Source organism: Pararoseomonas sp. SCSIO 73927 (assembly GCF_037040815.1).
Taxonomy (GTDB): domain Bacteria; phylum Pseudomonadota; class Alphaproteobacteria; order Acetobacterales; family Acetobacteraceae; genus Roseomonas.
The window spans coordinates 2,079,688-2,099,208 of record NZ_CP146232.1 but is presented as its reverse complement, the minus strand read 5'-3'; the positions used below and the strand labels follow the sequence as shown (position 1 = coordinate 2,099,208).

Here is a 19,521-nt window from a genome sequence, read left to right as displayed (position 1 = left end):
TGTCGCGCATGAAGATTGTGCACACACAGGTTAGTCGCGCCGAGGCGCCGCCCGGCACCCGAAACGGCGGGGGCTTCCTACAGTTCCAGCATCGCGCCGGATCTCCGGACACTCCCTTCGCAGGGCAGCCCTGTTCCCGGGCGATGCCGTCCTCCGGCGATCCGATTTAGAGGGGCGTGTCCGGGAGATGTCCGCCCGGACCGCGCCACCGCCCAAGGAGACCTCATGCCACTGCTGGGCTGCATCGCCGACAGCATCGCCGGCGCCACGGAACTGGCCGGCGCCTTGTCCAGGGCCGGGATGGACACCGTGCAGATCATCGGCGCCCCGGTGACACCGCTGCCGCAGGCCGAGGCCGCCATCATCGCGCTCGACATCCGCACCGCCCCGGCCGCCGCGGCGGTGGCCGGGGCCCTGGCCGCCTGCGAGGCCCTGCAGGCGGCCGGTAGCCGGCAGATCCTGTTCCACCACGCCGCCACCTTCGATTCCACGCCGGCGGGCAACATCGGCCCGGTGGCGGACGCGCTGGTGCGCCGCCTCGGCACCGGCTTCGCGCCCGTGATCCCGGCGGACCCGGCGCGGGGCCGCACCGTGTACCAGGGCCACCTCTTCGTCGGCGCCGCCCTGCTGAACGAGAGCGGGATGGAGCGCCACCCGCTGACGCCGATGCGCGATGCCAGCCTGCCCCGCCTGCTCGGCGCACAGACGGACGGCGCCGTGGCCCTGGTCCCTGTCGCGGTGGCGGAGGCCGGGCCCGCCGCGATCCGCCGCGCCCTGACGGGGCTGAAGGAATCCGGCCGCCGCTACGCCGTGCTGGACGCCCTCACGGAAGCGCACCTGCTGGCGATCGCCGAGGCCGTCGCCGGCCAAGCGTTGATCCTCGGCAGCACGGGCATCGCGCCCGGCCTTGCCGCCAGGCTGCGCGGGGATGCTCCCCGCCTGCCCCCCGCCCCGCCCCCACAGGGCCGCGCCGCCGTGCTCTCCGGCGCCCTCACCCGCGCCACCCTGGCCCAGATCGGTTTCGCGCGGGACCGCATGCCGACGCTGGAGCTGGACCCGCTCGCCGCGCCCGACGCCGCCGCCCTGGCGCGCCAGGCCCTGGACTGGGCGGCGGAGCAGCCGCCGGAATGGCCCCTCCTCATCGCCGCCTCCGCCCCGCCGGACCGGGTTGCCGCCCTCCAGGCCCGCCTCGGCACGGCCGCCGGGGCGCTGGTGGAGAACGCCCTGGCCGAGACCGCGGCAGGGCTGGCCGCGGCCGGGGTGGGGCGGATGATGGTGGCCGGCAACGCCACCGCGGCCGCCGCGCTCGCCCGGCTGGAAGTCCGCGCCCTTCGCGTCGGCGCCGAGATCGACCCGGGCGTGCACTGGAGCTTCGCGGAAGCGCCGGGACTTCACCTGGCCCTCAAGCCGGGCTCCTCCGGCTCCCTCGACGTGTTCCTGAAGGCGTTCGACGACTGACGGTCTGTCCCGGGGAGAGGAAGCAAGGAATTCTTCCTCTCCCCGGACCCCTCACCATCATCTTCTTCTTCAGGTTGGAGTCACCCGGCTGACAGCGCGCCTCGGGGTCCCCGACCCGAGGCGACTGATAGGGCGAGACCGGGCCTATCGAGCAGCACCCCCATGTCGGGACGGGACCTTGGCAGCCGGATTGGGGTCCAGGGGCATCAGGTCCCTGGCTCCGGAGAGGTGGAATGCAGGAACGCCACCCGCGTTCGTCACCTCGACGGATCCGTTCAGAGGCGCTGGCACGCGGTCCCGGATGAGCCTCGGCCTAAAGCCACTTGGCCCGCCGGAAGCGGATGTAGAGGGTCACGCAGAGGGCGGCGATGACCGCGAGGACCACGAAATAGCCGTAGGTCGTCCTCAGCTCCGGCATGTTTTCGAAGTTCATGCCGTAGATCCCGGCAATGGCCGTGGGGACGGCCAGGATCGCCGCCCAGGCCGCCAGCTGCCGCGTGATCTCGCCCTGGCGCTGCTGCTCCAGCAGAGCGCTGACCTCGAAGACGGAGGTGAGGACCTCCCGCAGCCCGTCCACCATGGCCTGCACCCGCCGGACATGGTCCAGGACGTCGCTGAAGTAGGGCCGCGCCTCCACGTCCACGCAGGGCATGTCGAGCCGGGACAGCTTGCTGCAGACCTCGCTCATCGGCCCGAGGATGCGCTGGAAGCGGAGCATCTCGCGCCGGAGCCGGAAGATCCGTGCCACCTGGTCGCGCGCCAGGGAGGTGTTCAGCGCCTGCTGCTCCATGGCGAGCACCTCCTCCTCGATCGCCTCGACGATCGGCAGGTAGCCATCCACGACGAAGTCCAGCACCCCGTGGAGCACGTAGTCCACGCCCTGCGCCAGCAGGGCCGGGGAGGCTTCCAGCTGGCGGCGCAGCTCCTTGTGGGCGCGGGCCGAGCCGTGGCGGACGCTGATGATGTGGTGCTTGCCGACGAAGACCGCCGTCTCGCCGTACCGGATATGGTCCCCCTCGAGATGGGCCGTGCGGGCGACTACGAAGAGCTGGTCGCCGTAGACGTCCACCTTGGGAAGCTGGTGCGCCTTGAGCGCGTCCTCGACCGCGAGCGGGTGCAGGCCGTACTTGTCCTGCAGGACCAGCAGCTCCTGCTCGGTCGGGTCGAGAAGCCCGATCCAGACGAACTCGGACCGGTCGCCGATGCAGGGCGTCGGCTCGTCGATGGCCACGGCCCGCACCCGGCTTCCGTTCTGGTAGAGATAGGCGGCGACGACGCTCATCAGGGCCCCGGCAAAGCTTGCGCCAGGGTCTCAGCAAGTGGCGCCCAAGCCAAGCCCGGCCCGGTCCGGCCCCGTCAGAACGCCACCCGCGCCCGCAGCGCGAAGAGCGTCACCGGCCCGCGGTCCCGGTTGTAGGCGGGGTTGAAGACCTGCTGCACGTCGAAGCCCAGGTTCACGCCGGGGGCCACGGCGGCGTCGTAGTAGGCCTCGATCGCGTATTCCGGGCCGCCGCGCAGGGCGCCGTCGCCGGTGATGAAGCCGATGCCGCCGGAGGAGAGGTACTGGCGACGCCCGGCGGAGGCCCAGCCGATGTTGGCGCCGAGGCCCACCGTGTCCTCCTTCCGGCCCCAGCGGCCGCCCTTGAGGGAGAGGCCGCCGGAGACGGCGCGGTCCATCTCCGTGAACATCCAGTTCTGCGTGCGGCCGTCGTTCCAGGAGAGGCGGGCGAAGGCGCCGAGCTCGTCGGCGATCTCCTGCTCCAGGTTCAGGGCCAGCATGGCCTTGGTGCGGTAGCCGCGCGGGTTCAGCTCGAAGTCCACGGGGGAGACGGGGTCCAGCAGCTCGCCCCAGCTGGACTGCCGGGTGCGGGACAGGCCGGCGATGACGCGCACGGCGCCGGGGCGGCCACCGAGGCGAGTGAAGTGGTCCACCTCGCCCAGCACCTGCCAGGCGCGGGTGATGGAGGGATCGAGGAAAAGGCCGTTCACCCGGCGCGAGACCTGGAAGGCGCCGGCGCGCAGGCCCCAGGTCCCGTCCTCCCACTCCACGGCGGCGCCGATGGTCCAGCCGCGGGCGTCGGCGGCGTAGTCCACGGCGCCGGAGCCGACGAGCGCCCAGTTGAGGAACTGGGTGCGGGCATCGTGGGAGTAGCTGTTGCGGTCGAAGATGTCCCAGACCGACATCTTGCCGACCGTGATGGTGATGCGCTCCCGAGCCAGGGGGCCGTCGAAGCGCAGCGCGTCGTCCTCGCCCGGCACCGTGTCGGCGGAGAGGCCGATCGTCTGCCGGAAGAAGGCGCGGGGGACGAAGATGGTGGGCTCGGTGGAGCCGAGGCGGAAGGCCTCGTTGTTCGGGAAGGCCGCGACGCCCGTGGAGTTGGAGAGGCCGAAGCCGCGGGTGACGGAGACGTCCACCACCGCCTCCGCCCCGTGCCAGAGGCGGCGGCCGAGGATGAGGTCGGTGGAGAGGGTGTTCGCGGCCGAGGCTTCCGGCTTGAGGCTGCCCGGGCCCTGGTAGGGGGAGCGAAAGCGGGGATGGCCCTGCAGGACGAAGGTGGCCTGGCCGTGGATCAGCCAGCCCTCCTGCTGGAGCGCCCTCAACCCGGCCGACACCTCCGGGAAAAGGGAGGGCGCGTCCGTGTCGTCCGTACCGGGGGAGGCGCCCTGCTGCGCGGCGGCGGGCGCCACGAGACCCAGCAGCAGGCCGAGCAGGAGGGATGCGGCGCGCAGCGAGCGCCCCGGCGACGGGAAGGTGGGGCGGCTGGTCATGCGATGTTCCGATCGGTCCGGGCAAGATATGAAGAGGTGTTCATGTCATGACCTGTGCATCAATTGCTTAGTAAAATCAGCGACTTGAACTGTTACATCGCCGCTCGCGCCGTCGCAAGCCGGTCGGCGCCGGGAATGGGGACGGCCGCGATGGCGGATTGACGCCGCAGGCCCCGCCGCACACATCGCGGGTACCATGCGCGCCATCCCCCTCGTCTCGGCCCTTGCCCTGGCCCTCCTCCTGCCCCCCTCGCCCGCCGCGCGGGCACAAGGGACAGCCGAGGGAGCCGCCCCAGGAGCCGCCCCCGGCGCTCCGCCCACCGCCGCGCAGGCGGAGGAAGGGTTCCGCGTGGTCAACCGCACGGGGCAGGAGGCGCGGACGCTGAACGCCGTGCGCGCGGGGCGCCAGGACTGGGCGGGCAACCTGCTGCCCCGGCCGTTGGCGGATGGCGCAGCCTATCGCCTGCGCCCCAACGCCCAGGCCGGCTGCCGCTTCGACATCCGCCTGGTGCTGGCGGACGGGCGCGAGGCGGTGGCGCGGAACCAGGAGATCTGCGCCCAGCGGGAGATCACGCTGGACGCCTCCGCCGTGGCCGCGGCCGGCAGCGCCGCCCGCCCCTCCCCCGAGACGCCGACGCCGCCCCAGGCCATTCCCCGCCCGGGCGTGCGCGCGGCCACCGGCACCGGCTTCCTCGTCGCCGGGGAGCGGGTGCTGACGAACCGCCACGTGGTGGATGGCTGCAACCGGGTGCTGGTGCGCGGGCCCGATGGCCGCAACCACGCCGCCGTGCCGCCCGCGCGCACGGACGCCAATCTCGACCTCGCGCTGCTGGCGGTGCCCGGTCTCACCGGCCCCGTCCTCTCCTTCCGCCAGGACCCGCCGCTGCGGCGCGGCGAGGGGGTGGTGGCCTTCGGCTACCCGCTCTCCGGCCTTCTCTCCTCCGACGCCAAGCTGACGCGCGGCGAGATCAACGGGCTGGCGGGGCTGCGGGACAACGGGGACCAGATCCAGATCAGCGCCCCCGTGCAGCCCGGCAATTCCGGCGGGCCGCTGCTGGACATGCAGGGCAACGTGGTCGGCGTCGTCGTCTCTAAGCTGAACGCTCAGGCGGTGGCGGGGCGCACGGGCGACATCGCGCAAAACATCAACTTCGCGGTTCGGGGAGAGCGGGCGGCGGCCTTCCTGCGCGCCGCCGGCGTCACCCCCGCCGCCGCGCGCAGCAACGGCACGGACCGCAGCGCCGCCGATGTGGGCGAGATCGCGGAGCGGTCGACCATGTTCATCCGCTGCGAGCGGTAGCAGCCCCTTCCCACCGGGCGGGTCGCGGCCTCACACTGCCGTGATGCGCCGCCTGCTGCCCCTTCTTCTCCTGCTTGCCACCCCCGCCCTGTCCGCGGAGCGCGGCAGCGCCTGGCGCATCGTGAACCGCACGGGGCAGCCGGCGGTAGGGCTGGTGGCGACGGAGGCCGACGCCGCCGGGGCGCGCGGCCGCAACCGCCTGCGCGATCCCGTGGCGGACGGGGCGGAGAAGGGCTTCCGCCGCCGGGCCGACACCTCCTGCCGCCTGGACGTGCGCCTCACCCTGGCTGACGGGCGGGAGGCGGTGGCGCGGGGCCACGACGTCTGCGCCCAGCCCGTGCTGACCTTCGAGGCAGCCTCCGTAACAGCCGCTGCGCCGGCCCCGCCGGCCCGCGGCCGCGGCCGTGCGGGGGCACCCGATGGCAGGGAGGCGTCGGTCGTCACCGGCACCGGCTTCCTCGTCGCGTCCGAGCGGGTGATAACGAACCAGCACGTGGTGGATGGCTGCGCGCGGATCACCCTGCGCGCTCCCAGCGGCTTCCGCTACGAGGCCGTGCCGCCCGTGCAGGCCAACCGCGACATGGACCTGGCCGTGCTGCGCGTGCCCGGCATCCCCGGCCCCGCTCTCGCCTTCCGCGAGGCGCTTCCCCAGCGCGGCGAGGGGGTGGTGGCCTACGGCTTCCCTTTCACCGGCGTGCTCTCCTCCGACGCCAAGCTGACGCGCGGCGAGGTGAACGGGCTGGCCGGCATCCGCGACAACCCCACCCACATCCAGATCAGCGCGCCCCTGCAGCCCGGCAACTCCGGCGGCCCGCTGCTGGACATGCGCGGGCGGCTGGTGGGCATCAGCACCGCCGGCCTGCGGCCCCAGGGGCGGCTGACCCCGCAGAACGTGAACTTCGCCGTGCGCGCCGACCGCGCCGTGGCCTTCCTGCGCGCGGCCGGCGTGGCGCCGCGCCTGGCCGCGGAAGGACCGGAGCTGGGCGCGGTGGAGGTGGGGGAGATCGCCGGGCGGTCGGTGTTCCTGATCCGGTGCGAAAAGGGGGCAAGCGGCAACCCGGGGTGAATTTCTTGGGCGGTCCGGAACCAGGGGGCGCCGCCCCCTGGAACCCCCGCCAAGGGCCTGAGGCCCTTGGAACCCCTTCTGGCTGCTGCCGCGCCGTCCTGAGACGGTGTTTCGGCGTGACGGGCCCCTTCCTGCCCTTGCAGTCGCCTCGGGTCGTCGACCCGAGGCGCACTGTCAGCAGGGTAAAATCACCTACGAGAGAAAGATGATGGTGAGGGGTCCGGGGAGAGGAAGAATTCCTTCTTCCTCTCCCCGGGACAGACTGCCAGCAAGTGGGGAGGCCAGACCTTGTCAACCCGCCGGTGTTATCGCGACAGCATCACTGACTAATCTTAAACCCCTGCGCAACTGCAATGTTGAACTCGCATGTCGGACTCCGGTGACGCGTCGGGCGGCGGAAAAGCCTCGGAGGCCATCTCCCTGGTCGTCCGGGCCACGGCCGATGCCCTGAACAAGGCCATCGAGGACGCCGCGAAGCTCGGGCTGGAGGTGCATGTCGAGGTGGCCCGCGTCTCGGACGGGGTGGGCCGGCTGCCGCAGATCCGGGTCGAGGCGCAGGAGAAGGGCGAGGGGTAGCCTCGCCCTCAGTGAGCCTCCGCCCAGGAGTGGCCCGTGCCGACCTCCACGGCGAGGGGCACGGAAAGGGTCGCGACGCCCTCCATCACCGTCTTCACCACGGGCGTGGTGGCTTCCACCTCGGCCTCGGGCACCTCGAAGAGCAGTTCGTCGTGAACCTGCAGCAACATGCGGGCGGCAAGGCCCTCCGCCTTCAGGGCGGCGGGCAGGCGGACCATGGCGCGCTTGATGATCTCCGCGGCGCCGCCCTGGAAGGGGGCGTTGATCGCCGCGCGCTCCGCGTTGCCGCGCAGGCCCTGGTTCTTGGAGGCGATCTCGGGGATCCAGAGCTTCCGGCCGAAGGGGGTCTGGACGTAGCCGTTGGTACGGGCGTCCTCCTTGAAGCGCTCCATGGCGTCGCGGATGCCCGGGTACTGGGCGAAGTAGGCGTCGATGATGCCGCGCGCCTCCGCCGCACCGATGCCGAGGCGGCCGGCGAGGCCGAAGGCGGACATGCCGTAGATGATGCCGAAATTGATCGTCTTGGCGCGTCGGCGCGCCTCGCGGTCCACCTTGTCCAGCGGGATCTTGTATATGTCCGACGCCGTGCGGGCGTGGATATCCTGGCCCGTGGAGAAGGCTTCCAGCAGCGACGGCACCTGGGCCACGTGCGCCAGCAGCCGCAGCTCGATCTGGGAATAGTCGGCGGCGAGCAGCCGGTGCCCGTCCTCCGCCACGAAGGCGCGGCGGATGCGGGCGCCCTCCTCAGTGCGGATGGGGATGTTCTGCAGGTTCGGCTCGGTGGAGGACAGGCGGCCGGTGCTGGTGATGGCCATGGAGAAGTCCGTGTGGACGCGGCCGTCATGCGCGAGCTGGGCCTGGAGGCCCTCCACATAGGTGGAGTTCAGCTTCGAGAGCTGGCGCCAGTCCAGCACCTTGCGCGGCAGGGCGTGGCCGGTGCTGGCGGCCAGCTCTTCCAGCGTCGCGGCGTCGGTGGAGTAGGCGCCGGACTTGCCCTTCTTGCCACCCTGCATGCCCAGCTTGCCGAAGAGAATGTCGCCGAGCTGCTTCGGGGATCCCACCGCGAAGGGCTCGCCGGCGATCTCGTAGATCTCCTTCTCCAGCGCCGCCATGCGCTCTGTGAACTCGGCGCCGGTCTGCTTCAGGGCGGGGCCGTCCACCTTCACGCCCGCCACCTCCATGTCGTGCAGCACCTGGATCATGCGGCGCTCCACGTTCTCGTAGAGGGCGAGAGCTTTCTCCTCGCGCAGCTTCGGGCGCAGCGCGCGCCACAGGCGCAGGGTCACGTCCGCGTCCTCGGCGGCGTAGGCGGTGGCGGTGTCCAGCGGGATCTGCGCGAAGGGTTTGCGGCCGCGGCCGGTGCCGGTGATCTCGTCGTAGGTGACGGGCTGGTGGGAGAGGTGGCGGCGCGACAGCTCGTCCATGCCGTGCCCGTGGCGGCCGGCATCCATGCTGTAGGAGATCAGCATGGTGTCGTCGACGGGCGAGACCTGCAGGCCGCCGTTCACGTCGCGGCCCAGCACCTCCAGGTCGTACTTCGCGTTGTGCAGCACCTTCAGCACGGAAGGGTCGGCCAGCAGCGGCCGCAGCACCGCCATCGCCTGGTCGAAGGGCACCTGCTCCGGCGCGGGGGTGAGCATGTCCCCACCCTCGTGCCGCAGCGGCAGGTAGGCAGCCACGCCCGGCGCGTGCGCCATGCAGACGCCGACGAGGGAGGCGTTCAGCGCGTCGAGGCTGCTCGTCTCCGTGTCCAGCGCCATCACGCCGGCCGCGCGCGCGGCGTCCGCGAAGTCGCGCAGGGCGTCGAGGGTGGTGATGGTCTGGTAGGGGCCGAAGGGCGCGCCTTCCTCCGGCAAGGAAAGGGCGACGGGGGCGGGCGCCGGGCCGGCGGGGCGGGATTTCGGTACCTCGCCGGTCGCGTCCAGGCCCAGCCGGTGCTGCACGCTGCGGAAGCCGTGCAGCTTCAGGAAGGCCATCAGCTTCCCGGGCTCCGGCGCGCGGGTCGCCAGCTCCTCCACCGGGCAGGGCAGCGGGGCGTTGCGGTCCAGCTCCACCAGGCGGCGGGAGATGCGGGCCATCTCCGCGTTCTCCTCCAGCGCCTGGCGCCGCTTGGGCTGCTTGATCTCGTTCAACCGGGAAAGCAGCGTCTCCACGTCGCCGTACTGGTCGATCAGTCCGGCGGCCGTCTTAATGCCGATGCCCGGCACGCCCGGCACGTTGTCCGTGGAATCGCCGGCGAGCGCCTGCACCTCCACCACCTTGTCCGGCATCACGCCGAACTTCTCCATCACCTCGGCGGCGTGGATGGGCTTGTTCTTGATGGGGTCCAGCATGCGGACGCCGCCGCCCACCAGCTGCATCAGGTCCTTGTCGGAGGAGACGATCGTCACCTGCCCGCCCTCGGCCGCGAACCTTGTGGCGTAGGCGGCGATCAGGTCGTCGGCCTCGTAGCCGTCCAGCTCCACGCGGGCGACGCAGAAGGCGTCCGTCGCCTCCCGGATCAGGCCGAACTGGGGCTTCAGCTCCTCCGGCGCCTCCGGGCGCTGGGCCTTGTACCCATCGTAGATCTCGTTGCGGAAGGTGGCGCGGGAGGCGTCGAACACCACCGCAATGTGACTGCCCGCGTGCTTGGACAGGAAGTTCGCCAGCATCTGGGTGAAGCCGAACACGGCGTTCACCGGGACGCCGGCCGGGTTGGTCATCGGCGGCAGGGCGTGGAAGGCGCGGAAGATGTAGCCGGAGCCGTCCACCAGGATCAGGTGACGCTCCGTGTTCACCTCGTCCGTGACGGGATCGGACACGGGCGCCTTGTCCGCCGCCTCGTCCGCGTTCTCGCGCTCTGCCATGCCATGCCCCGGATCGGCGGCGCCGGGTGCCCGGCCGCCGCCCTGGTGAGGAGAGAAGGGGGCCGGGCGTCAGCCCGGCCAACCCTCAGCGGTGGGCCCTCAGTGGTGCCCGTCATCCCCCGCGCCGGGCGCGAGGTGGTAGGTGCGGGAGCAGTAGGGGCAGGTGATCTCCTCCCCCTCGATGTGCAGCCACACCCGCGGATGGCCCAGCGTGCCGCCGCCGCCGTCGCAGGGCACGTTGCGGGCGGTGACGGTGATCACCTCCTCCGGGGTCAGGCCGGGGACGCGGTTGGGGGCGTAGCCGGTGTATTCGGGATCGCGCATCGGGCTCCGTCGTCCTGAGGGGAAAGCTGGCGGATAGATAGGCGCGCAGGGGCGATCCGGCCAGCGCCCGCCCCCTTGCTGATCCAACCTTGTGACGAAGTGCGACGGCCCGCGTTCCCCCCCGGCCAGTTCCCGCAGGGAGACCATGTCCGAGCCCGCCCCCCGCCCCTCACCGGCCCGCGCCGGCCTCGCCGCCTCCAGCCTGTCCAACGGGGTGGCGGCCGCGGGCGCGCCGGAGGCGGGGCCCGGCGTCCTCTACGGCGGGATCGCCCTCGTCGCCGTGCTCTACTTCACCCGGGAGCTGCTGGTGCCGTTGGCGCTGGCGGTGCTGCTGGCCTTCGTGCTGGCCCCGGTGGTGCGGGCCTTCCGCAAGTTCGGCGTGCCCCGGGTGGGCGCCGAGCTGTCCGGGGTGCTGCTCGCGGTGGCCGTCATATCCGGCATGGGCGTGCTGCTGGGCCGGCAGCTGGCGGATCTGGCGAACGAGCTGCCCTACTACCAGGCCGTGGTGATGCAGAAGCTGAACGGGCTGCTGGGCGACCACGGCCTGATCGGCCGCGTGACGGAGATGATGCAGGACCTCGGCCGCAACCTGGCGCCGCGGCCGGAGGCCCCCTCCTCCCCCGCCGCAACGCCCCAGGCGGGGCTGCCGCCCATGCCGGTGGAGGTGCGGGAGCCGACGCCGGGCATCCTGACGGTGATGCAGCGCGTGGTCGGGCCGCTGCTGGGGCCGGTGGCCACCACGGGCATCGTGGTCGTCTTCGTCGTGTTCCTGCTGCTCTACCGGGAGGACCTGCGGGACCGGCTGATCAAGCTGATGGGCTCGCGCGATCTGCAGCGCACCACGGCGGCGCTGAACGAGGCCGCCTCCCGCCTCTCCCGCTACTTCCTGGCGCAGACGGCGCTGAACGCGGGCTTCGGCGTGCTGATCTCGCTCGGCCTCTGGGCCATCGGCATCCCCAACCCGCTGCTCTGGGGCGTGATCGCCGGGCTGATGCGCTTCGTGCCCTTCATCGGCGGCTTCATCGCGGCCGCTTTCCCCTTGCTGCTGGCGGTCGCGGTCGATCCCGGCTGGACGATGCTGATCTGGGTCGTCGTCCTGTTCGGCGTGTCGGAGCCGGTGATGGGGCAGGTGTTCGAGCCGCTGGTCTACGGCCACTCCACCGGCCTCTCCCCGGTGGCGGTGCTGCTCGCCACCGCCTTCTGGGCCTGGCTCTGGGGCCCGGTCGGCTTGCTGCTGGCCACGCCGCTGACGGTGGGGCTGGTGGTGCTGGGCCGCCACGTGGACCGGCTGGAGTTCCTGGACGTGCTGCTGGGCGACCGCGCCGCCCTGGCCCCGCCAGAAGCCTTCTACCAGCGGGCGCTCGCCGGGGACGGCGACGGGCTGGCGGAGCAGGCGGAGTTGCAGCTCCGCACCCTGCCGCTGCACGCCTACTACGACCGGGTGGCCCTGCCCGGCCTCACCCTCGCCCAGGGGGACGCGGCGCGCGGCGCCCTGGACAAGGCGCGGCTGGACCTGCTGCGCGCGCGGGTGGACGGGCTGCTGGACGACCTCTCCGAGCACGAGGAGGTGGAGGCGGCCGCGCTGGTCACGGACGGCCCCGTGGAGCGCGACGAGGCCGACGCCACCCCGCCCCCGCCCGCCCCGCCGGGCTGGGACGCGCCGGGCAGCGTGCTCTGCGTGGCCGGGCGCGGCCGGCTGGACGGGCAGGCCACCGCCATGCTCGCCCAGGTGCTGGAGCTGTCTGGCTACGGGGTGCGGACCCTCTCCACCGAGGCGCTGCGCGACGCCGCCCCGCCGCCGGAAGGCGTGCGCGCCGTGGTGCTCTCCGCGCTCGAGGGCGGCAGCGGCGCGGCCAGCGCCCGCTACGCCGTGCGGCGCCTGCGCCGGCGCTTCCCCGGGGCCCTGCTGGTGGCCGGCGTCTGGGGCGCGGAGCGCGACAGCTCCGTCCTCGCGGCCCTGCGGGAGGAGAGCGATGGAGCCTGCGAGGCCCGTTCCCTGCGCGACGCGCTGGCCTGCCTCGGCGCGCCCCGCGAGGGCTGAGCGGCGCATCCGGCCACCGCATTCTTACCGGCGCATCCCCGGGCTGGCGGCGGCGTTGCCGCGGCATGCCCGACATTGACATCCTGCCCGTGGACGCCGCCCTGAATGGCGAGAGCCCGGCCTGGTGCGCCCGCACCCGCCGCCTGCTCTGGATCGACTCGCGGGCGCCCGCCCTGCGCCGCTTCGACCCCGCGACGGGTGGGGATGAGCGCTGGGACACGCCCGCCCTCGTCGGCGCCTGCGCCCCGACCGCGCACGGGGTGCTCCTGGCCCTGCGGACGGGCCTCCACCATCTGGACCTCTCGGCCGGCGCGCTGGACTTCCTCGCCCCTGCCCCCTGCGACGCCCGGCGCTTCGTGCTGAACGATGGCCGCTGCGACCCCGCCGGGCGCTTCCTCGTCGGCGCGATGTACGAGCCCCTGCCGCCCGGCGAGCTCTCCGGCGCAATCCCTGGCGCGCCGAGGGCCGCGCCGCTGTGGCGATACGGCAACGGCGGCTGGACCGCGCTGACCGAGCCCGTGGTCACCAGCAACGGCCTGGCCTGGAGCCCGGACGGGCGGACCATGTACCACGCGGACACGCCCGCCCGGGTGATCCGCGCCTACGACTACGACCCCGCCACGGGGGACGCCTTCAACCCCCGCGTCTTCGCCCGCGTCGAGGAGGGCGAGGGGCCCGATGGTGCCTCGGTGGATCGGGACGGCTTCTACTGGTCCGCCATCTACGGCGCCGGCTGCCTGCTGCGCTTCGACCCGGACGGGAAGTTGGAGCGCCGCGTGGACCTGCCCGTGCGATGGCCGACCATGCCGGCCTTCGGGGGCGACGACCTCGGCACGATCTTCGTCACCTCGGCCAACAAGGACCTGCCGCCGGGCGAGCGCGCAGGGCGCCCGGACGGAAAGCTGCTCGCGCTCGCCGCTCCGGTTCCCGGGCTGCCGACGACCCCGTGCGCGCCGTAGGCGGCACAGCCGCCGATCACCTCGCGCCGCTCACCTCCTGCCCCGCAAACCCGGCCGAGATGACCGGCCAGCGATCCGGAACGTTCAGGTCTTCGACCCCGGTAGTCTTGCTCATGCCGCCCTCCCGCGCCGGGTTCCGGACACCCCTGGCCAGCTTGCCAGCGCGGCAATCGAAACGGCCCAGCACCATGTCGGCAGTCTCGAGGGGAGTGAGGCCGTCCGCCCTCAGGTTCTCTGAGACGGGGGCGATGTGACAGGAGCATGAAAATAAGAGGGCTGCAGGAGAGGAGCACCGCCGCGATCCTAACCCTCGCTCCATCGGAGAGCGGGCGGCCTGACCTGCGGTGCCGCCACGCCAGTCTCAACTTTACGGTCTACGTTCCCCGACCTGCCAATGGGTACCGCAGCACAATGCGTCGAAGCGGTGGAGGCGCCCCAAGCTTGACCGTCCTTGAGGCGCATGTCATGAAAATTCCGTCACTCTGTCTGACTTAAACGCTTAAAGAGCCTGCGGATCGGCTGCCTGCGGGCGACCCGAAGCTGGCACTCAAGTTCTCTTTGCGAGGCTCGGAAGGCGGATGAACGTACGGAATCTTGGCAATCTGCTCGAAGGTTCCGCATGGAAATTTTCAAGGCACGATGAAGCGGTCCTAGCGCCAGTGCTGCTTCTTCTCCCCGACGGCACTATCGGCGGCTACTCCAACCCCGCCGAACGACGCTGGGAGGATCGGAACGGTCTGTGCTTCCTAGATCAGCACGGCGTCGTCACGACAGCCTTCGACGACGTCACGTTCGAGAACGATCGCATTGTCCGTCTTTCCGGGCAGGCGCGCCATCGCCCCAGCATCTGGCACGTTCTGGAGCGGCGCGAGGTGCCCAGCGGAAAGGAGCTCGGCCAGAGTTCCGGAGGCGTGCTGCCGGATTTCATCGGCGATCCCCCGTCCGGGACGCGGCGGAACCTCGTGGTGCTCCGCGCCAATTCCGAATCGCTGCACAAGGCCTGGCCCCGCGAGATCAGCGATGCCGACCGCAACTGGGACCTCTGCGTCAGCTACTACGGCTCCGCGCTCGGGAGCGAGGCGATCGCGGCACTCGAGCCGTTCGAGTACCTCACGCACCAGCCCGCGGACCGCAAGTTCGGCGCGATCCATGCCCTGTTCACCGAGAGCAGCCCGCTCTGGAATTACCAGAGGGTCTGGTTCCCGGATGACGACCTGGCGACATCCTGGAAGGACATCAACCGCCTTTTCGAGATCTGCGAGCGCCATCAGCTGCTGCTGGCGCAGCCAGCGCTTCGCGAGGGATCCTACGCCACCCACTCCATCACGAGGCAGAACCCGGACTACGCCATGCGCTTCACGAACTTCGTGGAGGTCATGTGCCCGGTCTTCTCGATCGAGGCGCTGAGGACCTGCGTCGGGAGCTTCTACGGCTCCATCAGCGGCTTTGGGCTGGATCGCGTCTGGCCGCGCATGCTCGGCAGCGTCCACAGCCGCATCGCCATCATCGACGAGATCGCCGTGACCCACACCCGCCCGGTTGCCGGAAACTACGACCTGCGGGCGGCCGGGAGGGAGGGCACCGCCCTGCAGGCCCTGTACGCCTCGCAGGAACCCATCCGCACCGTGGGAGGCCTGCTCCGGCAGGCCTCCACGCTCTGAAACGCGACCGACCGAGGATCCCGACATGAAGGCCATGATTTTGGCGGGCGGACTTGGAACCCGCCTCGCCGAGGAAACCACGACCAAGCCGAAGCCGATGGTCGAGATCGGGGGGCGGCCGATCCTCTGGCACATCATGAAGACGTACAGCGCGCACGGCGTGAACGACTTCATCATCTGCCTGGGCTACAAGGGGTATGTCATCAAGGAGTACTTCTCCAACTACTTCCTTCACATGTCCGACGTGACCTTCCACCTCGCCGAGAACCGCATGGACATCCACAACGGGAAGTCGGAGCCCTGGCGGGTCACGCTGATCGACACCGGCGAGTCCACCCTGACCGGCGGGCGCATCAAGCGGGTCATCCCCTACGTGCAGGACGACGAGATGTTCTGCATGACCTACGGCGACGGCGTGGGGGACGTGGACATCACCGCCCTGATCGCCGCGCACAAGGCGTCCGGCCTGCTCGCGACCGTCACGGGAACGCAGCCCCCCGGCCGCTTCGGCGCGCTGAGCACGAAGGACGACCTCGTGACGGGCTTCCACGAGAAGCCGGTCGGCGATGGCGGCTGGATCAACGGCGGCTTCTTCGTGCTCTCGCCGAAGATCGCGTCGTACATCGAGGGCGACCAGACCACCTGGGAACAGGAGCCGATGGAGACCCTCGCGCATGAAGGGCAGCTCGGCCTGTTCCGGCATCACGGGTTCTGGCAGCCGATGGATTCGCTGCGCGACAAGATCCAGCTCGAGGGGCACTGGGCATCCGGCAAGGCGCCCTGGAAAATCTGGAACGGCTGACCGCCGGTCGGCATGGAGCGCAGCAGATCATGGCTTTTCGCGACGTCTACCGCGGCCGGCGAGTCCTCGTCACCGGCCACACCGGCTTCAAGGGGAGCTGGCTCTCCGCCTGGCTGCTGCACATGGGCGCCGAGGTGTGCGGCTTCTCGGACGGCATCCCGACCTCGCCCTCCCTGTTCGAGATGGCCGCGCTGTCCAACCGCATGGAGCACCGTCTCGGGGATGTGCGGGATCTTGACGCGGTGCGCGACGCCGTCGCGTCGTTCAGGCCGGACTTCGTCTTCCACATGGCCGCGCAGCCGATCGTCCGGACCTCCTACACCGATCCGGTGGGGACGATCACGAGCAACGTCGTCGGGACGACCCACGTGCTGGAGGCGCTGCGGCAGGTGGAGCATCCCTGCGTCGCGATCGTGATCACCAGCGACAAGTGCTACGACAACGTCGAGTGGGTCTGGGGCTACCGTGAGACGGACCCGCTCGGCGGCAAGGACGTGTACAGCGGCTCCAAGGCGGCGGCCGAGATCGTCTTCAAGTCCTACTGGCACTCCTTCTTCGGCCGGCCGGACAGCCCCGTGAAGCTCGCCACCGCGCGCGCCGGGAACGTCATCGGCGGCGGCGACTGGGCGGCCGACCGCATCGTGGCGGATTGCGTGCGGGCCTGGGGCCGGGGCGATCGGGTCGAGATCCGCAGCCCCACCGCCACGCGACCCTGGCAGCACGTCCTCGAGCCGCTGAGCGGCTACCTTGCCCTCGGCGAGCACGTCGCGCGCACCGGGAAGGCCGACGGGGAGAGCTACAACTTCGGCCCGCGCGCGGAGCAGAACCGGACCGTGGTCGAGCTGCTCGGCGATCTCGGGCTCATCTGGGGCTTCGAGCGGGCCGATCAGGCCTACGAGGTGACGGGGAACGTGCCGTTCCACGAGGCCGGCCTCCTCAAGCTCAACTGCGACAAGGCGCTTCTCGAGCTCGGCTGGGAGCCGAACCTCTCCTACCGCGAGTGCATGAACATGACGGGCAACTGGTACCGCAGCGTCCTGAAGGACGGGGCGCCGGCCGGCGATCTCACGCTCGAGCACGTGGCGGAGTACGAGCGCATCGCGGCGGAGCGGGGGCGGGTCTGGGCGTGAGCGCGCCCCTGCTCACCCCGCTGCGGCGCATCCACACCCCGAACGGGGACGTGCTGCACGGCATGAAGGCGAGCGATGCCGGCTATGCGGGCTTCGGCGAGGCGTACTTCTCAATGGTCGCCGGCGGCGCCACGAAGGGCTGGAAGCGGCACTTCCGCATGACCCTGAACCTCGTCTGCATCGCAGGCGCGGTGCGCTTCGTGGTGTACGGGGAGGCGGAGCAGCTGCTCGACGTCACGCTCTCCCCCTCCTCGCCGGAGCGCTACCGGCGGCTGACCGTGCCGCCGATGCTCTGGGTCGGGTTCCGCGGCGAGACGGCCGGGGACAACGTCATCCTCAACGTCGCGAGCATCCCGCACGACCCGGCCGAGGCGGAGACGATCGACCTGTCCCGCTTCCCCTGGCCCGATGGAGAGGGGGGCTGACGATGGCCCGCGTGGTCCTGGCTGGTGCCGGCGGCATGCTTGGCAGCGCCTTCCGCAAGCGCCTGGCCGGGGCGGACCTCGTCTGCCTCGGGCGCGAGGGGCTGGACGTGTCGCGCCCCCGGGAACTGCGCGAGCACATCGCCTCGCTGTCGCCCGCGCTGGTGATCAACTGCGCGGCCGACACGAATGTCGAGGCGGCGGAGGACGATCCCCGGCAGGCCTATGCCGTCAACGCCCTGCTGCCGGAACTTCTCGCCGGGACCTGCGGAAGGGCCGGCGCGCGCTTCCTTCACTTCTCCTCTACGGGCTGCTACGGCGACTGGAAGCGCGCGCCCTACGGCGACTACGACCCCCTCCGGCCCACCACCGTGCACCACGCCGCCAAGGCCGCCGGGGAGGAGGCGGTGCGCCGCGCCCTCCCGGAAAGCCTCATCCTGCGCCTCGGCTGGCTCTACGGCGGGGACGCGCAGCACCGGAAGAACTTCGTCTGGGCCCGGATCGCCGAGGCGCGCGGGGCCGAGACCGTCTTCTCGGACCCGCACCAGACCGGCACCCCGACCCATGTCGAGGACGTGGTGACCCAGAGCCTGCGGCTGCTGGAGGAGGAGATCTCGGGGACACTGAACTGCGTCGCCGGGGGGGCGGCCTCGCGCTTCGACTACGTGCTGCGGATCCTGCAATCGGCCGGGCTCTCCACCCGCCTGCTGCCGCGGCGCTTCGAGCGCAGGGCGCCGGTCTCGGCGAACGAGGCCGCGTCGAACGACAAGCTGAGCCTGCTGGGCCTGAACGTCATGCCGGGTTGGGAGGATGCGTTGGAACGCTACGTCGCCTCGTTGCTGGCCGCCCAACCGTGAGCGGCCATGTTGTGCTCGGCGCGGGGGTCGCCGGCCTGGCCGTAGCCCATCGCGCGCGGGAGCTGGGGACGGAGGTGACGCTCTACGAGGCTTCCGCCACGGCAGGCGGGCTGCTCGACAGCTTCACCGTGGATGGCTGGCGCTTCGACAACGGCGTCCACCTCTCCTTCGCCAGCGAGCCGGAGGTGCGCGCGGTGTTCGACCGCACGCCCTACGCGGAGCACGAGGCCGCGTCGCTGAACTGGGATGACGGGCGCTGGCTCAAGCACCCCGTGCAGAACAACATGTTCCCGCTCCCGGCCGAGGAGAGGACGGCGCTCATCGCCGATTTCGTGGCACGGCCGGAGCTCGAGGTCCGGACCTATCGCGACTGGCTGATCCACCAGTACGGCCATGCGATCGCGGAGCGCTGGCCGCTCGTCTACACGCGCAAGTACTGGACGGTCGATGCGGGGGAGCTCGGGCTCGACTGGATCGGGAACCGCATGCGGCGCGCCGACGTGCGGGAGGTGCTGTTCGGCGCGATGAGCCCGGAGGCCCCGAGCACCTACTACATCAGCCGGATGCGCTACCCCGTCCGGGGCGGCTACCGGGCCTTCATCGAGCCGCTGATCGAGGGGGCCGACATCCGGACGGGCCATCGCGCGACGGCGCTGGACTGGCGCGCGCGGCGCATCCGCTTCGCGAACGGCGAGGAGGTAGCCTACGACGGGCTGGTGAGCACTATTCCCCTGCCGGTGCTCATCGACATCATGACGGAGGTGCCCGACGAGGTCCGCGCCGCCGCGGCGAGCCTCTTCGCCAGCCAGGTGGACCTGATCTCCATCGGTATCGCCCGGCCCGACGTGTCGCCGAGCCTGTGGTTCTACATCTACGACACGGACATCATGGCGGCCCGCGTCTACTCGCCGAGCTGGAAGTCGGCGGCGAACGCGCCCGCCGGGCACAGCTCGCTCCAGTTCGAGATCTACTCCTCCCCTCGCAACCCGCAGACCGCGACGCCGGAGGAGATGAAGGAGAACTGCCTGGCCGCGCTGGAGACGATGGGGCTCGCCCGGCGCGACGAGGTGGTGCTGCTCCATCACAAGACGCTTCCCTACGGCAACGTCGTCTTCGATCTCGGCATGGAGGCGCGGCGCGACCTGGTCGTGGACTGGGTGCGCGGGTGCGGGATCGAGCTCGCGGGGCGCTTCGGGGAATGGGCGTATCTCTGGAGCAACCAGAGCTTCATGTCCGGCCGGCGTGCCGCGGAAGCGATGCTGCGCGCTTCGGACGCCTCGTCCTGAACGGGATGGACTGCCAACGGCCGG

Annotated in this window: 16 protein-coding genes; 12 read left to right on the top strand and 4 right to left on the bottom strand. The window is 71.4% G+C overall.

Features of this window, described 5'->3' with window-relative positions; genetic code table 11:
• Positions 1-225 precede the first annotated feature (225 nt).
• Entirely contained in the window at positions 226-1,458 is a 1,233-nt protein-coding gene (gene otnK, locus VQH23_RS09950) for a 3-oxo-tetronate kinase (RefSeq protein WP_338665483.1), read from the top strand.
• Between the two features lie 313 nt (positions 1,459-1,771).
• Here the strand turns inward: otnK and corA are convergent, their stop codons facing one another.
• Entirely contained in the window at positions 1,772-2,740 is a 969-nt protein-coding gene (gene corA / locus VQH23_RS09945) for a magnesium/cobalt transporter CorA (protein WP_338665482.1), read from the bottom strand.
• Positions 2,741-2,814: 74 nt separating this feature from the next.
• On the bottom strand, positions 2,815-4,227 hold the full coding sequence (locus VQH23_RS09940; protein ID WP_338665481.1) for a carbohydrate porin: 1,413 nt from the start codon (positions 4,225-4,227) through the stop codon (positions 2,815-2,817).
• 196 nt (positions 4,228-4,423) lie between these two features.
• On the opposite strand from VQH23_RS09940, the gene VQH23_RS09935 reads away from it, so the two are divergent.
• From VQH23_RS09935 to VQH23_RS09925, 3 genes are all read left to right on the top strand, one after another.
• Positions 4,424-5,527, top strand: a complete 1,104-nt coding sequence (locus VQH23_RS09935; protein ID WP_338665480.1) for a trypsin-like peptidase domain-containing protein — start codon at positions 4,424-4,426, stop codon at positions 5,525-5,527.
• A 43-nt stretch (positions 5,528-5,570) separates the two neighbouring features.
• Positions 5,571-6,593, top strand: coding sequence for a trypsin-like peptidase domain-containing protein (locus VQH23_RS09930; protein WP_338665479.1), 1,023 nt, complete (start codon positions 5,571-5,573; stop codon positions 6,591-6,593).
• Positions 6,594-6,959: 366 nt separating this feature from the next.
• Positions 6,960-7,169, top strand: coding sequence for a hypothetical protein (locus VQH23_RS09925; RefSeq protein ID WP_338665478.1), 210 nt, complete (start codon positions 6,960-6,962; stop codon positions 7,167-7,169).
• A gap of 8 nt (positions 7,170-7,177) precedes the next feature.
• Here the strand turns inward: VQH23_RS09925 and polA are convergent, their stop codons facing one another.
• Both polA and VQH23_RS09915 read right to left on the bottom strand, forming a co-directional pair.
• Complete coding sequence (gene polA, locus VQH23_RS09920) at positions 7,178-9,946, bottom strand: DNA polymerase I (protein WP_408904331.1); 2,769 nt, start codon at positions 9,944-9,946, stop codon at positions 7,178-7,180.
• Positions 9,947-10,114: 168 nt separating this feature from the next.
• Positions 10,115-10,339 carry a zinc-finger domain-containing protein gene (locus VQH23_RS09915; protein ID WP_338665476.1) on the bottom strand — a complete coding sequence of 75 codons (225 nt, stop codon included), beginning with the start codon at positions 10,337-10,339 and terminating at the stop codon, positions 10,115-10,117.
• A 145-nt stretch (positions 10,340-10,484) separates the two neighbouring features.
• On the opposite strand from VQH23_RS09915, the gene VQH23_RS09910 reads away from it, so the two are divergent.
• The 8 genes from VQH23_RS09910 to VQH23_RS09875 all read left to right on the top strand — a co-directional run bounded on the left by VQH23_RS09910 (position 10,485) and on the right by VQH23_RS09875 (position 19,497).
• Positions 10,485-12,380 carry an AI-2E family transporter gene (locus VQH23_RS09910; RefSeq protein WP_338665475.1) on the top strand — a complete coding sequence of 632 codons (1,896 nt, stop codon included), beginning with the start codon at positions 10,485-10,487 and terminating at the stop codon, positions 12,378-12,380.
• A gap of 65 nt (positions 12,381-12,445) precedes the next feature.
• Positions 12,446-13,339: an SMP-30/gluconolactonase/LRE family protein gene (locus VQH23_RS09905; RefSeq protein WP_338665474.1), complete on the top strand. Its 894-nt coding sequence runs from the start codon at positions 12,446-12,448 to the stop codon at positions 13,337-13,339.
• A gap of 659 nt (positions 13,340-13,998) precedes the next feature.
• A complete protein-coding gene (locus tag VQH23_RS09900) occupies positions 13,999-15,000 on the top strand; it encodes a hypothetical protein (protein WP_338665473.1) in 1,002 nt (333 codons plus the stop codon).
• Positions 15,001-15,025: 25 nt separating this feature from the next.
• A complete protein-coding gene (rfbF, locus tag VQH23_RS09895; RefSeq protein ID WP_338665472.1) occupies positions 15,026-15,802 on the top strand; it encodes a glucose-1-phosphate cytidylyltransferase in 777 nt (258 codons plus the stop codon).
• A gap of 29 nt (positions 15,803-15,831) precedes the next feature.
• Positions 15,832-16,932, top strand: coding sequence for a CDP-glucose 4,6-dehydratase (gene rfbG / locus VQH23_RS09890; RefSeq protein ID WP_338665471.1), 1,101 nt, complete (start codon positions 15,832-15,834; stop codon positions 16,930-16,932).
• Positions 16,929-17,357 (top strand): dTDP-4-dehydrorhamnose 3,5-epimerase, encoded by a 429-nt coding sequence (locus VQH23_RS09885; RefSeq protein WP_338665470.1) that lies wholly within the window; start codon positions 16,929-16,931, stop codon positions 17,355-17,357. The genes rfbG and VQH23_RS09885 overlap by 4 nt, the downstream gene beginning before the upstream one ends.
• A 2-nt stretch (positions 17,358-17,359) precedes the next feature.
• A complete protein-coding gene (locus VQH23_RS09880; protein WP_338665469.1) occupies positions 17,360-18,211 on the top strand; it encodes an NAD(P)-dependent oxidoreductase in 852 nt (283 codons plus the stop codon).
• Positions 18,208-19,497, top strand: a complete 1,290-nt coding sequence (locus VQH23_RS09875) for an FAD-dependent oxidoreductase (protein ID WP_338665468.1) — start codon at positions 18,208-18,210, stop codon at positions 19,495-19,497. Before VQH23_RS09880 ends, VQH23_RS09875 begins: the two co-directional genes overlap by 4 nt.
• Positions 19,498-19,521 lie beyond the last annotated feature (24 nt).

Bases quoted from the DNA above. Each gene is read 5' to 3' on its own strand.
- VQH23_RS09905 (WP_338665474.1), top strand. From the start codon at position 12,446: ATGCCCGACATTGACATCCTGCCCGTGGACGCCGCCCTGAATGGCGAG.
- corA (WP_338665482.1), bottom strand. From the start codon at position 2,740: ATGAGCGTCGTCGCCGCCTATCTCTACCAGAACGGAAGCCGGGTGCGG.
- VQH23_RS09925 (WP_338665478.1), top strand. From the start codon at position 6,960: ATGTCGGACTCCGGTGACGCGTCGGGCGGCGGAAAAGCCTCGGAGGCC.
- VQH23_RS09940 (WP_338665481.1), bottom strand. From the start codon at position 4,227: ATGACCAGCCGCCCCACCTTCCCGTCGCCGGGGCGCTCGCTGCGCGCC.
- rfbG (WP_338665471.1), top strand. From the start codon at position 15,832: ATGGCTTTTCGCGACGTCTACCGCGGCCGGCGAGTCCTCGTCACCGGC.
- VQH23_RS09915 (WP_338665476.1), bottom strand. From the start codon at position 10,339: ATGCGCGATCCCGAATACACCGGCTACGCCCCCAACCGCGTCCCCGGC.
- VQH23_RS09910 (WP_338665475.1), top strand. From the start codon at position 10,485: ATGTCCGAGCCCGCCCCCCGCCCCTCACCGGCCCGCGCCGGCCTCGCC.
- VQH23_RS09930 (WP_338665479.1), top strand. From the start codon at position 5,571: ATGCGCCGCCTGCTGCCCCTTCTTCTCCTGCTTGCCACCCCCGCCCTG.
- VQH23_RS09935 (WP_338665480.1), top strand. From the start codon at position 4,424: ATGCGCGCCATCCCCCTCGTCTCGGCCCTTGCCCTGGCCCTCCTCCTG.
- VQH23_RS09880 (WP_338665469.1), top strand. From the start codon at position 17,360: ATGGCCCGCGTGGTCCTGGCTGGTGCCGGCGGCATGCTTGGCAGCGCC.
- rfbF (WP_338665472.1), top strand. From the start codon at position 15,026: ATGAAGGCCATGATTTTGGCGGGCGGACTTGGAACCCGCCTCGCCGAG.
- otnK (WP_338665483.1), top strand. From the start codon at position 226: ATGCCACTGCTGGGCTGCATCGCCGACAGCATCGCCGGCGCCACGGAA.